The following is a 13,960-nucleotide window of genomic DNA, read 5'->3' as shown; positions in this document are numbered from 1 at the left end:
AATTCCTCCTTCGATATTTAACAAGTCCAATTCTAGTAAGCGTATTCACAAAACTTCATAGAACTTCAAATTTCTTTATAAATTATTTTCTGGAGGTGTTTACACTTGTTTACAAGTAATAATTTTATTATGCAGGGAAGATGGCGTAGAACCCTGATAGCAGCCACTTCCATCGCTTTGGCATCACAAGTTAATTTTCAAATTTATGCACCAGGATTTATATTAACTTTAGCCGCATTACTTTTACCAATATTTTTATATTTTAATGACGATTTGAATCCTATCAAACTCTCATTTTGTATTGCGATGGCTTCACCTATCTTCAGAGGTCTTCTACTATTCATTAGTCATGATGGCAGTATCGAAAAAATCATTCAATTTGTTATTACCGACATGGTTTTCTACATTACTTATGGAATTATTTATTATTTTTTATATTGGCGTCGTGGTGTTCGTAATAATAGTTCCTTTTTCCTAACAATTCTAATCTGCGATTACGTAGCTAACTTCTTTGAAATAAGTTTATTAACTGACTTCTCGCACTATACTTATAGATTATTCCAAATTATCTTCATTACCGCTTTAGTTAGAACAATTATTAGTTGTCTTCTCGCCTTCCTATATCATTACTTCACACTAATGGTTCGACAAGAAAAGCATGAACAACGTTACTATCAATTCATTTGGATTGCTGCTTCAGTCAAAAGCGAAGTTTATTTTATGAGAAAAAACATATCTGAGATAGAAAATGTTATGAAAAATGCCTACTTGTTAAATCAAGACTTGCACAATGAACATGCCGATCCAAAACAACAAGATATGGCTCTTGATATAGCTCGTGATGTTCACGAAATCAAAAAAGATTATCAAAACGTCATTCGAGGTTTAGGAGATTACTTCGGATCTGATAATGATATGCCAATGATGCTAAGCGATGTTTTAAAGGTTATTACCAACTACATTCGTGAGTCCATTAAACAAAAAAATCCCAATGTTGTTATAGAGGTAAAAAATAATCTCGATTTGGTCATTCCTAATCACTACTACTTAGTATCCATTATTTCTAACTTAATATTTAACGCAGTCGACGCTTTGGACAATAAACCGAATGGTTTAGTCAGATTGACTGTCGAGGATAAAAATAACCAAGTAATTTTAAATGTTTCCGATAACGGAATTGGTATGGATGAAGAAACCAAAGATATGATTTTTCAGCCAGGATTCACGACTAAGTTTAATGCATCCGGAGATGTTTATCGTGGAATTGGTCTATCCCATGTGGCATTATTAGTAAAAGAACAGTTTGACGGAACCATTAAAGTTGATTCAAAATTAAACAAGGGGACTAATTTCAAAGTTACACTTAATAAGAACAAACTACTTCAGGAGGAACATGCCGAATGAATTTTTATATTGTGGATGATGATAAATCGGTCACTATGATCTTGCATCGTATTATTGATAAAAACATGAATAATAACGTAGTAGGTATTTCAACTGATGCTGAAAAAGCACTGTCAGAAATCATGTTGTTGGATGTCGATATAGTATTGGTAGATTTACTAATGCCTCACATTAGTGGTATCGAATTAATTAAGAAACTTAAACAATCAAAAAATAGTCTAAAGTTCATTATGATCTCTCAGGTACGTGATAACGACTTACGTGAACAAGCGTATGAAGCTGGTATCGAATTCTTCATCGACAAACCAATCAATATGATTGAAGTCAAAACTGTTGTCGAAAAAGTAACGCAAAACATTCAAATGGAACGAAAATTATCTAGCATTCAATCTTTGATCGGTGGTAACTCTCCCGCCACTCCAGTTGATGACGGTCACAAACAAAAAGAAAAAGTGAGATCCATTTTGACTTATCTCGGAATTTCTTCCGAAAAAGGAGCTTCCGACATAATGTCACTAGCTCAAATTATGACTACTAAAAAACTAAGTTTTAGCGAAGTTAACTTAGAGGACGAATATAATATAAATGATCAAGAACGCAAAGTTCTTTTACAACGAATACGTCGTTCGGTTAAAACAGGATTGACTAATCTTGCAAATATCTCAATCGACAATCTCGGTGATGAAATAGTTGTAGAGTACTCCAACATGTTGTACGAATATCGTAATGTGCGAAATGAAATGCTATTTCTGGAAAACAAGCGTAGTACCGGTGGCAAAGTATCATTACAAAAATTCTTCGATGGATTAGTTGAAGAGAGTAAAGAGTAGTAAAAAAAGCGAGTCCACTCACTGTGGACTCGCTTTTACTGACCAGGCTGGGCTCGAACCAGCGACCTCATGATTAACAGTCACGCGTTCTACCAACTGAACTACTGATCAATTTATGTGTATGAATATATCATCATTAAAACTATATTGCAATTTTTTTAATTTAAAAATCAATTTATTGATAATTTGTCTGATGTGTTGTATACAGTGTGTATGTTACTTATTTTGACGTTTATATAAAAAAGTTTTTTATACCTAAAAAGACTATCACATCAGCCTTTTATTAGAAAATTTTAATTTTTATTTAATTTTTTGTGTAAGTTTCAAGAGTTTTGTTTTAAAATATTATTTAAGCTCATAATTTGAAAGGAGAACTTACTACATGGTTAAAACATCAAATGCTGTAGAATCAGGGGCATTTTATATGAATCCTGATCGTTCGGTAGCAGTTATCAACTATAACGAGGAGTACGTTCAAGATATATTCCAATTGATCAATAGTGAAGGCTTTTACAATTTTGTAAAGCTCTACTTAGACGAAAGTCAAAAATCATTGACCAACAGTTACGAAGGAGTAGATCCAAAAGATTATATCAATACCTTGAAAGCAATTTTAATTGATAATAAAGATGTTTACGGGAAATATGATAACGACCTGATCTTAAAGAGTATTGAAGATCTATACTCATATTATCGTTCATACTTCAGAGTTTCTCTTATCAACAAACACAATAGTGATATCGTCAAAAACGACTTCATGAACATTGACAATCACTTCAATGAAATTGTCTTACACTTATATCGTGCCATAGAAGAAAAAGTTCAAGGATTCGCAAATCGTACATATCGTCAGGTAAATGCTGGTACTAATGCCTGTGTATTAACTCAATCAATTGAGTGGCCAACACCGGCTGGATACGAGGGTCTAAAGAGTATTCGTTTCTTGGATACCTTAATGCTCCGTCCACCTATGATGATGCACACAAAGTCTAATAAACGTGAGGGTGTATTCAGTGCCGTTGAAAATAACCCTATTTCAAAATTCAATGGAACACAAAATGACTGGTTCTGCTTCCCTGCACATATCGGTGAAAGTCTTGCCTATATTTACTTCCAACGTGACTATTTTGTCAGCGGCGTAGCCCTAGCTAACTTATTCGATGTGGCCGATGAAGCAAGTATTAAGGGCCAAAAGCCTGACGAAATTTTACTATTCGGGTTAGATGAGACTGAAGGCAATACTTCCCACTATTATCATGATGAAATTAACGACATCTGGGTTGGTGAAGTTCCTTATAATGACAAGACTACATATTTTGGCTATATGAAAAAAATGTGCTTAACATTACACAATCTTCACATGATCTATGAGAACCGCCTACCAATTCACGGTTCAATGGTTCGTATTAGTTTTTCCAATGGTAAAACAAAATCAGTTGTCTTCTTCGGTGATTCGGGTGCCGGAAAGTCCGAATCTATTGAGGCTTTGCAAGAAGTCGCTGATGATAAAATCATAGATATCGAAACTATTTTTGATGATATGGGTAGCTTTGCATTCGATGAAAAGGGTAATGTTTATGCTCAAGGAACCGAAACGGGTGCTTTTGTCCGTTTAGATGATTTGAGCAGTTCAGTTGCCTTCAATAATATGGATCGTGGTATTTATTTGAATCCTGAATTGAAAAATGCTCGTGTAATTTTACCAGCCAATACCTATAAACGCGTAGTTGAACATCACAACATTGATATGTGGGTTTATGCTAACAACTATGACGCTGAAATTGGCTTGCATCAATTTGCCGATGAATCTCAAGCTAAGGAAACATTCGTTTCTGGAAAGAGAAAAGCTCTTGGCACGACTGACGAAGTCGGTATGAGTACAACATTCTTTGCTAATCCTTTTGGACCAGTTCAGGAAGAAGAAAAAACTCGTCCAATTATCGACAAAGTATTTAAAAAATTATATGAAGATAAAGTTTACGTGGGCGAAATTTATACCCATCTAGGTTATGACAAATCAAAAGATAGCCTGAATGAATCAGCCAAAGAACTATTGAATCAATTGATGAATTTCTAAAATTAAGATATTAAAGGACAGGCCGAAAAGCCTGTCCTTTAATGTTTTTAACATAAAAAAAACAGACCTTACGGTCTGTTAACAATTATCAAGGGTCGTATGATTAAGCCTTCAATACTGCTTCAACCTTACCTTTCAATTCGTCATTACTCATATCATTGTAAGGTTTGACTTCTGCTTCAGTTTTATCAGTGTTGTGATTTGATGCTTCCATGAAATGATCCCAAAGGGCATCACGAACTGGTAGATCTGAGTCACTCCAGTCATAAACTTCACTCATTTTTTCATCTAACAAACTTCTTTTTTCAACTACTGCAGCCATACTTAAAGCTTCCTTTCTAATTGATACAACTTTCATTGTACAATCTCTATTATAGTCGTTTATTTGCATATGTTTAGTGAAAACAACTGTTAATTTGCAAGTTCATAAAGTTATAAATAATATTTAATAAGTTGTTTGCTTTTTATTTGACACAATAATTATTACTGTCCCAACCGACTACAGTATTTTGAACATCTATTCTTTACATATTCGATTTTACAAATTGTCAAACATCACAAAATGTTTGGGACAAAACTATTATTGTCCTTAAACATGCAGCATAAACGTGGGACCAAACATAGCTTTTTCCGCTTAATACAAATTACTCCAGCAATCCAAAATCGGATTACTGGGGTAATTTGCCTTAATGCTCGAAAGCTGAACATGTTTTGTTCCACTCTCTCGTTATTTGATTATTTTTTATATCCAGGGAGTAGACATATCAAAATGAATCAGTTAAATGAAACTCCATTGCCACTCATTACCCATTCGTTTTTGGCAACCTTGTAAAATAAATTACCATTAGCACTGCTTGCTTTAGCAGAAACAACCCAGTTAGTACCACCTGCTAAAGCACGATTACCAACTAATGAACCGTCTTGTTTGTATAATGAATATCCAGCTTGTGACTTATCAACGTTCAAGACACCTTTAACTTTTTCAATGTTAGTTAAATTGCCAACTGAATTACCATTGCGTACAGTTACATCTTTTTCGTTAACATATTCATTAATTGCTACACGATAATATACACTGCCATTCTTATTATTAGTTAATTTTCTATCGAATGCCCATGCAGTTTTTGGCTGTAAGCCACGATTAGAAATCTTCTTACCATTAATATCATATAGTTCAACGTATGACTTGTTCAAACTATCAGCTGATTTAGTATCTACGATACCTTTGACTTTTGTCTCTGAGTATCCAAGCAGACCATTATTAGCTGTAGCCAATTGCGAAGTCCATGAATCTACTTGAACTTGTGTATATGATTTTCCAGCAAAACCCTTAGCTACTTTATCTCTAACACTCTTTAATTCAGCAATTTTAGCACTGTCATAGTCTTTTGAATGTTCTAAATATTTATCAGCAGTATTCAATTGTGAAATTAACTCAGCCGTATTAATGGATAGCAATCCTTTTTCTAGGATTGGATCATAAGTTGAACTGATACCTTGACCGTAATCCTTACCAAGGATGACTTTGTTAACATCATAAATAGTCTTAGCATTCATAATTTGTGCAGTAATATCATCTTTAGTACTTACCGTATATTTAACACGATTCCAGAAATGGTCGGCATATTCTTTGGCATTTGCAACACTTTCGCCACCACTTTGCATAATTGCTGTCTTAGTCCAAATAAGGTTAGATGGTTTGATGTGTGTCCAATCAGATGCATCATATGTTCTTCCATCACGATCTAATGCATAGACAAACATTCCACCAAGATTATTTTGATCAGCGTAATTTGCCACTTTATAAAAATTACTGTTCAAGTATGGTTCTGTAGCATCATACCAACGATTTGAGGGATCTTGTTCCTCTGGGAAAGTTAGTCCAGGAACAAATCTGCTAGCTGGTAGGACACCTGAGTAATCACTAACAGCTTTATCCGTACGAACATTATCACTTCCATATTGTTGATAAGCTAAGAAATCAAAAGAATCACTAACATTTTTAAATGGTGCTAGATTTGAAGCATTTGTATCGTATAGGAATGGTCTGTTAGTACCAGACTTAGGTCCTAAATATTTCGATAGAGCTTTGATAACACCATCTGAAATTTTTATTTCATCTTCAGTTGGTTTTGTTTCCATATCGATATCCAACCCATCAATTCCAATGGAATCAACGAATTCAGCTATCATTTGTTTAGCGTATGCATCAAATTCCTCTTCAGTTGGGAAATCTCCAGCATATTTTATTTTTAATAGTTCTCCATAATCAATTCCACGAACCAATCTAGCTCCTCGTGCGTGTAATTCTGGAGCATACTTATTCTTCAATGCATCATAAAATGGTTGTGCTTGTGCTTCCTGACCTTTAGGTACATAACTGAATACATTAACGATATCAATACCATATGGTATATCACTCATAGTGATCCAGTTCTCATCAGGCAAACTAGTATTCACACCCTGCATTGTCTTATCACGCAAAGCACGATAGTAAACCATAAAATGCTTGTTATTATTAGTTGTTACTGCCGCTTGAGCTGTACTACCTACTGAACCTAGCGCCAATATTAATCCCATTACAAAAATCAAACTACGGAAAAACGTCTTTTTTATTGTATTTTTCTTCATCCTCATATGATTACCCTTATCATTTTTTGTAATTATTAATTTAAGATGTAACGAAAGAGCCCCTACTTTGCACCATCCCTTCCTTTTTCATTTTCTCTTTCTCATCTCACAAAATAATGGTAAGCGATTTCACAAAAATTGATAGTGAACTATTTTTAGCTTTGATAACAAATTACAGCTAAAAAAAAGACTATCTAAAATTAGATAATCTCTAGCAGACCATAACGGCGTTATAGATCAATTATTTGATAATCGTATCCCAGGGATTTAATAAATCTATACATATCTTCAGCTTTAATAAAGACTGTCTTGGTATTGTCATTAGGATGGAATGTCATATAACCATCAAGAGCAATTTTCTTTTCAATAAATACTTTAACGTCTTTATCCTTATTATTTAGCAAGCCAAAAATAGATACCATGCCAGCACTCAGATTCATTTTATCTTTTAAACTCTTCTCAGAAGCCATTTTGATACCTTTTCCGTCGACTACTTCACCAAACTTTTTCATATCAAGACGATGATCATCACCCATAATAAATAGATAAAAATTATGCTTCTTCTTATCCGTCAAAAACATCGACTTAATCCGAGCTACATCCATTCCCTTAACGTACTCATCTGCCTGTTCTGTAGTATATACAGCGGGGTGCTCGATCATTTTGTATTCAATACCTAAATTATCTAGATAGCTGGTAACTTGTTTATCTGGGGACATTATAATTTTCCTTCTAAAAGTGATTTCATTAATAATCATATTGTATACCAAAAGGCAGGACATTCTCTGATATCAGAAAACATCCTGCTTTTTAATTTAAAATCCATTGTTATCTGCAAGTTCTTTGAACCACAGACCACTTTTTTTCATGGTTCGTTTGTAATGATTTTCTAAATCAACACTGAACAATCCATATCTATTGCGATAGCCATTAAGCCACGACCAGCAATCGACATAAGTCCACACATGATATCCGAAACAATTACTACCTGCTTCTATACCCTTATGAAGATATTCTAAATGTTCTTTCATAAAATCAATTCGATACTGATCATCTATCATTCCATCTTTTCCCTTAAAACGCTGTTCATCAGCTACTCCCATACCGTTTTCACTAACAAACCAAGGAATATTATGATATTGATCTCGCATCATTATAGCAACATCATACAATGCTTCTGGATAAATTTCCCATCCTCGATAAGGATTTATTTTCTTATCAGGCCAATCATAACTTTCGTACAAATCACTTGGCATCTTAGCTGGATGCTGACTGTTAGATGGTGCCTTAACACGCCTAGGCTGATAATAATTCAATCCTATGTAATCGACTGTATTCTGGGCGATCAATTCTTTATCGGTACTTTGTATGTCTGGAGTTAAATTATTGTCTCTTAAAAGTTCAACCAACTTAGTAGGGATCACTCCAAGAACCGTTGGATCTAAGAAACTATACGTATTAAGTAAATCAGCTGCCTCTTTTGCTTTTAAATCTTCCTCACTATCACTACGACTATATGCAGGTAAGACATTTAAGATAATACCAATTTTTCCATCAATATTACTATTCCTAAATTCCCTTACTGCACAAACATGCGCCATCAGTGTATGATATCCGACTTGAACAGCCTTCTTAAAGTCAACAATTGCTGGATAATGAAATTGATACAAATATCCGCACTCAATATGAACCAGCGGTTCATTAAATGTTGACCATGTTTTAACCAAATCTCCAAATTGTTCAAAAGCTGTTTTAGCGTAGAAAGCAAATGCTTCAACTGAATCGCAATTTTCCCATCCGCCTTTTTCCATCAACCACCATGGCATATCAAAATGGAACAAATTTATAATGGGTTCAATATTGTTATCTAACATCGTTTGAAAGTAATAACGATAGAAACTAACTGCTTCTTCATTTAAATTTTTACCATCAGGCAATAACCTGGCCCACGAAATAGAAGTACGATAGGAATTCATCCCCACTTTAGGCATATTGGCGACATCTTCTTTGTACATCTCATACACATTAGAAGTATTCTGCGGACCTTGCCCATCGTTAAATTTTTCAGGATTAAGCTTAAACCACTCATCCCATGTCGTTGGAGACTTACCATCACTTGAACTATGGCCTTCGGTTTGTGGCGCCGATGCAGCTGCACCCCACAAAAAATTATCTGGGAATTTAATCATATTGACCTCTTTCTCGTTAACAAAGTAATAAATGACAGAGTACTAAATCGTCCATTGATTTTAAGTTCAGACCCGTTTCGCGATTGAACTTATCAATGCGATATAACAATGTATTACGATGAACGTACAGATCTTTTGATGTTTTGGCAATATTATTCTGATTGATATATAAAGATCTAATCATTGAAATATATTCTGAATTAGAAGTAATGATATTTTTTAAAGTAATAAATAACTTTTCGTTGGCCAAACTTTGATTAAACATGAACGATATAACATCTGTAGATAAGTTACTAACAGGATCCCCATCATTTTGAGAAAAAATTCGTTTCTCCAATTTAAATATCTCTGGTACATTCTCATCCAATGGCCAAGTTTGTCCAATGTATACTTGCGACTTTGTGCCGAAATCTTCGTCCAGTAACTGTACCGTTGAAACTAATTCTGAATGTTCCATAAATACTTCTGAATTATTTAAAATCAGTATCCCATATTCAGAATTTACCCAAAACGAATCAACTACTCTTTCAAAAAAAGACGAAAAAGCTCTAATCCATTGATTCGAATATTCTGATGATTCTAAATCATCAACATGAAATTGAACAACTTTAATTTTATCTATTTTTTTAGAAGCCAGTGGCATTTCACTACTTCTATGATTCAAAAATTGCCACCAACTATTAATAATCTCTGTTTCTGCATGATCACTAATTAAATTCAGCAATTTATTCTGCTTATCGTCAACATCATCCTTAGATATTGATATCCACTTATCAGCAATATGGTAATTAAACACTAATTGATCATTCCAATTTGGACTTGTAACGACCTTTGCACTGGGATACATCTTTAATAATTGATCAATTACCATATATTGCCTCCTTGAGTGTTAGCGAATTGCTAATGTTGTTTCGATATCAAAGAAATGAGCCTTATTGATATCGAAAGATAATTTAACTTTTTCTCCAGGTTTATGATAATCACGGGCATCAACGATTGCAACAAATTCAGTTCCATCAACTCTTGAATATAACATCGAAGTTGCACCTAATAATTCTGAAACAACAACTTCAGCTTCGACAACTGAGTTAGGCCATGTTTCATTGAAGGCTTCCTCGGCATGAATATCTTCTGGACGAATTCCAAGAGTCATCTTCTTACCGTTATAACCTTGTTTTTCAAGAACCTTCGCACGACCTTCTGGAACGGCAATTTTTAATCCTTCCGTATCAGTAATAACTCCGTCTTTATACGTTACATCGATGAAGTTCATTGCTGGAGAACCAATAAATCCTGCAACAAATTTATTTCTTGGCGTTACATAAACTTCTTGTGGAGTACCTATTTGTTGTACTTCACCCATTGACATAACAACAATTCTATCAGCCATAGTCATAGCTTCTGTTTGGTCATGAGTAACATAAATAGTCGTTGTGTGAAGACGTTGATGCAATCTTGCAATTTCAGCACGCATGCTTACACGTAGTTTGGCATCTAAGTTTGATAATGGCTCATCCATCAAGAATATTGGTGCATCACGGACAATAGCTCTACCCAATGCTACACGTTGTCTTTGACCACCTGACAGAGCAGCAGGCTTACGATCTAAGTATTCCGTCAATCCCAAAATATCGGCGGCATATTTAACACGTTGTTCGATATCTTCTTTTTCATACTTACGTAACTTCAAACCAAACGCCATATTCTTAAAAACACTCATATGAGGGTACAAAGCATAATTTTGGAAAACCATGGCAATATTACGATCCTTTGGAACAACATCATTCATTAATTCATCATCGATCTTTAATTCACCTTCAGTGATACTTTCCAGACCAGCAATCATACGCAATGTCGTTGATTTACCACAACCTGATGGTCCAACAAAAACTATAAATTCCTCATTTTTGATATGAAGATCAAAATCTGAAACAGCATAAGAATTTTCTTCTTCTGCATTAGCGTATTTTTTATATATGTGATTTAAGTCGATTTCTACCATTTTTTTAACGTCCTTTATTATTATTCTTTACGATAATAAGAATATGATAGAAACGTTTTCATAAAAACGGCAAAGTATCCAAAAAATTGATATACTTTTTAGTTGATTTGTTCAAAAACCACTTACCAATTGATTTTGAAAGTCTTTATTTCCGCTGGATTAAGTATATCCTTGGATATATCATTTAAGGGCTCTTCTAATAAATTAACTACTTGTAATTTATCAGCTTCAACATTCAGTTTTATGGACTCAGACTTATGAGTAGCATTGTATCCACGAATTATATCAGCCGTACCATCTTCCGCCTGTTTGAAACAAGTGATCACATAATTATCGGATTCTAACTTATAAACAGAATGACTAGTCTTCCAATCACCTTTATGTATATCTGTCTGAATTGTCTGTAATGAGACTTGGTTATTACGGGCCTGCATATAACTATTTACACGACTAGACTCAGTCTCATCATTAAATGAAATACTAAAATTGAAACTCTGAATTCCTTGGCACTGAGCTTCTTTTGTTTCAAAGTAACCCCAATCTCCCATTTCACCGACTGAACGTAATAGTGTAACAGCAATTGTATTATTTTCTGGTAATATCTCGTATTCATTAAGTCCAAAATTACCAACCGTAACGCCGCCACGTTTATCAGAAATATTAACAAAAGCTTGTTGATGTTGAGGATTAGTTGGATTCTTCCATGAATCACTCACTCGATTATTTCTTTCTACTACTTCGTAGATTGATTCGGAGCTGTTAGTATCAGCATCTAAATTGGTAGGGAACAATACTCTCATACGATGATCTAAACAATTATTATCAAAGGTCGTCTTAAATTTAAGTTGATCTTCCATCTTATTAATACTAATAACCGTTGAGAGCTTGATTATTCGATATGCATTAGAACGTCTGGCTGTTCTTTCAGTAATATCAATCACAGATTTTTGTTCATATTCTAACCTTTCATCTGCTGATACTGGTACCTGCATTTCTTGTGTTAATTGAACTTGAGCCTCATATTCATTATTAGTTAGTACTTTTATTTCACATGAACTATCAGATGAATAAATAGTTTTATTATCGGCAGATTGACGATAAATATATTCATTACCAATATCACCGGTATCTTCAAAAACAAGCTGATTATCATAAGTACGATCAGTCTTCTTATCAAGAATATTCAAACTACCATTTGGATTGATAGTTGCTTTAAGCCAATTATTCTCTAAGGCATTACTATTCGCATCAAACAACTTATTATCCGACTTAACAACAGCCTGAGACTTTTCCTGTAATGCTAGCGTTGTCCAAGACATAGCAGGTAAATTCTCAACAGGAATGCGAATAGTTATAAATAATCCCATATATGGAATACGGAATCTATCTCCAGGAAGGTCATAATCAAATCTAGTTTCGGCATTAACTAGTTCAAACGGAATACTATAGCCGTGTTTATCTACTACTTCTAACTCTGGTAAGTTATTTAATTCTGCCTGTATTGACTCATACTGATCATTTGGTTTACCTTCTGAAAACGGTGCTCTGTCCCACTCAATATCAACCGATACCATCTGACTCTTTTCATAACCTTGTGTATTAACAATAACGAACGGTTTGCTGTTGGTATCAAAAATATCTGTATTTATTCTTGATGCAATCATGTTCAGTGCATCTTTAGCTAGATAAGCACCCACTTCTCTAGCCTTTTCGAATCTAGTTAACATTTCTCGATGAACTTCGTCAACCGAGCATCCACAAATACTATCATGTGGGTGATTTTGCATTAATGTTTTCCAAGCATATTTTAATTGATCATGAGGATAATCATTAGTTCCTTTGTAGGCAATCGCTGCTAATGGTTCAGTTATATTCTCTAATTGCCTTTGAACACTTGTATTTTCCTGCTTCAAATAAGTTCTACTAGAAGCCGTATTGGCCAATGTATACCAACCATCTGTTTCCTGACTCGTTAGTTCACCATCAATCGATGATAAGTCTTCTGGTACATCTTGTGAAACAGCTCTTAAATAATCATCAAAATTAGAATGAATGAATTCATAATTTGGATACAATTCACTAGCTACATCAAGAGCTTCAATTACATCTTTTTGAACCGGCTGATGATCAACACCATTCATCATTAACAAATTATCTGTGGAAGCATATTTTTCAACGTCTTGTAATTTTTGATTCCAATATCTTTTGGCCTCATCACGCTCTACTGGTATTTCGTTACCATTGCTATACCAATTAGCGAATAGTAGACCTAGGATCTTAGAACCATCGGGACCTTTCCACCACATCTCTGAATACTGAGAACTATAATTTTCATTTTCAAATACTTGATTATTTAAACCAGTTGGCTTAACTCCACGACCAAATGCCGCAAAATCAAGATCGGACAATTTCATCATTTGCGCAGTTTGTCCCATGTTACCAAAAGTGTCTGGAAAATAACCTAAATTAACTTTGTTACCCCATTTTTGAGACTCCTGTGCACCGATCAAAATATCTCTTGTGTTAGATTCTGAGCTAATCAAGAAATCATCTTGAAGAATGTAAAATGGTCCAACTTTTAACTTACCAGCCGCAATATATTTTCTAACTTCAGCTTCTCTTTCTGGTCTTACTTGTAAATAATCGTCTAAAATAATTGTTTGACCATCCAGATGAAAACTATTGAATCTAGGTTCTGTCTTAAAGAGATCCAATAAATCATCCATCAATTGGACTAGTCTCATATGATGATGTTCGTAACCCATATACCATTCACGATCCCAATGACTGTGTGAAACTACAAAAACTTTTTTCTTCTTCATTTTAA

Annotated in this window: 9 protein-coding genes, 1 tRNA gene and 1 pseudogene; 3 read left to right on the top strand and 8 right to left on the bottom strand. The window is 34.2% G+C overall.

What is annotated here, in order from left to right:
• Positions 1 to 105: 105 nt before the first annotated feature.
• Complete coding sequence (locus tag EKM79_RS03135; protein ID WP_125565805.1) at positions 106 to 1,404, top strand: sensor histidine kinase; 1,299 nt, start codon at positions 106 to 108, stop codon at positions 1,402 to 1,404.
• Positions 1,401 to 2,234, top strand: a complete 834-nt coding sequence (locus EKM79_RS03130) for a DNA-binding domain-containing protein (protein WP_125565803.1) — start codon at positions 1,401 to 1,403, stop codon at positions 2,232 to 2,234. The genes EKM79_RS03135 and EKM79_RS03130 overlap by 4 nt, the downstream gene beginning before the upstream one ends.
• A gap of 38 nt (positions 2,235 to 2,272) precedes the next feature.
• On the opposite strand, the gene EKM79_RS03125 is transcribed toward EKM79_RS03130, so the two are convergent.
• Positions 2,273 to 2,345: transfer RNA gene (locus tag EKM79_RS03125), tRNA-Asn, on the bottom strand.
• 271 nt (positions 2,346 to 2,616) lie between these two features.
• Here EKM79_RS03125 and EKM79_RS03120 point away from each other — a divergent pair.
• The gene (locus tag EKM79_RS03120; protein WP_125565801.1) at positions 2,617 to 4,311 is read left to right on the top strand and encodes a phosphoenolpyruvate carboxykinase (ATP); all 1,695 of its coding nucleotides are present in this window, start codon (positions 2,617 to 2,619) and stop codon (positions 4,309 to 4,311) included.
• A 103-nt stretch (positions 4,312 to 4,414) separates the two neighbouring features.
• Here EKM79_RS03120 and EKM79_RS03115 read toward each other — a convergent pair whose 3' ends face one another.
• The 7 genes and pseudogenes from EKM79_RS03115 to EKM79_RS03085 all read right to left on the bottom strand — a co-directional run bounded on the left by EKM79_RS03115 (position 4,415) and on the right by EKM79_RS03085 (position 13,955).
• Positions 4,415 to 4,633: a P8 family protein gene (locus EKM79_RS03115; RefSeq protein WP_125565891.1), complete on the bottom strand. Its 219-nt coding sequence runs from the start codon at positions 4,631 to 4,633 to the stop codon at positions 4,415 to 4,417.
• 494 nt (positions 4,634 to 5,127) lie between these two features.
• Positions 5,128 to 6,825 (bottom strand): annotated as a pseudogene (locus tag EKM79_RS12320) (EndoS/ChiA family endoglycosidase); the annotation flags it as partial.
• A 347-nt stretch (positions 6,826 to 7,172) separates the two neighbouring features.
• Positions 7,173 to 7,661, bottom strand: a complete 489-nt coding sequence (locus EKM79_RS03105; protein WP_125565799.1) for a prolyl-tRNA synthetase associated domain-containing protein — start codon at positions 7,659 to 7,661, stop codon at positions 7,173 to 7,175.
• A gap of 96 nt (positions 7,662 to 7,757) precedes the next feature.
• A complete protein-coding gene (locus EKM79_RS03100) occupies positions 7,758 to 9,131 on the bottom strand; it encodes a glycoside hydrolase family 1 protein (protein ID WP_125565798.1) in 1,374 nt (457 codons plus the stop codon).
• A gap of 16 nt (positions 9,132 to 9,147) precedes the next feature.
• Complete coding sequence (locus EKM79_RS03095; protein WP_125565796.1) at positions 9,148 to 10,002, bottom strand: helix-turn-helix domain-containing protein; 855 nt, start codon at positions 10,000 to 10,002, stop codon at positions 9,148 to 9,150.
• Between the two features lie 18 nt (positions 10,003 to 10,020).
• Complete coding sequence (locus tag EKM79_RS03090) at positions 10,021 to 11,133, bottom strand: ABC transporter ATP-binding protein (protein ID WP_125565794.1); 1,113 nt, start codon at positions 11,131 to 11,133, stop codon at positions 10,021 to 10,023.
• 122 nt (positions 11,134 to 11,255) lie between these two features.
• Complete coding sequence (locus EKM79_RS03085) at positions 11,256 to 13,955, bottom strand: alpha-mannosidase (RefSeq protein WP_125565792.1); 2,700 nt, start codon at positions 13,953 to 13,955, stop codon at positions 11,256 to 11,258.
• Between the last annotated feature and the right edge of the window lie 5 nt (positions 13,956 to 13,960).

The organism is Companilactobacillus insicii (assembly GCF_003946015.1).
Lineage (GTDB): Bacteria > Bacillota > Bacilli > Lactobacillales > Lactobacillaceae > Companilactobacillus > Companilactobacillus insicii.
The sequence above is the reverse complement of the archived record's forward strand: the minus strand, read 5'-3'. Positions and strand labels throughout refer to the sequence as shown.

Bases quoted from the DNA above. Each gene is read 5' to 3' on its own strand.
- EKM79_RS03130 (WP_125565803.1), top strand. From the start codon at position 1,401: ATGAATTTTTATATTGTGGATGATGATAAATCGGTCACTATGATCTTG.
- EKM79_RS03120 (WP_125565801.1), top strand. From the start codon at position 2,617: ATGGTTAAAACATCAAATGCTGTAGAATCAGGGGCATTTTATATGAAT.
- EKM79_RS03115 (WP_125565891.1), bottom strand. From the start codon at position 4,633: ATGGCTGCAGTAGTTGAAAAAAGAAGTTTGTTAGATGAAAAAATGAGT.
- EKM79_RS03105 (WP_125565799.1), bottom strand. From the start codon at position 7,661: ATGTCCCCAGATAAACAAGTTACCAGCTATCTAGATAATTTAGGTATT.
- EKM79_RS03100 (WP_125565798.1), bottom strand. From the start codon at position 9,131: ATGATTAAATTCCCAGATAATTTTTTGTGGGGTGCAGCTGCATCGGCG.
- EKM79_RS03095 (WP_125565796.1), bottom strand. From the start codon at position 10,002: ATGGTAATTGATCAATTATTAAAGATGTATCCCAGTGCAAAGGTCGTT.
- EKM79_RS03090 (WP_125565794.1), bottom strand. From the start codon at position 11,133: ATGGTAGAAATCGACTTAAATCACATATATAAAAAATACGCTAATGCA.
- EKM79_RS03085 (WP_125565792.1), bottom strand. From the start codon at position 13,955: ATGAAGAAGAAAAAAGTTTTTGTAGTTTCACACAGTCATTGGGATCGT.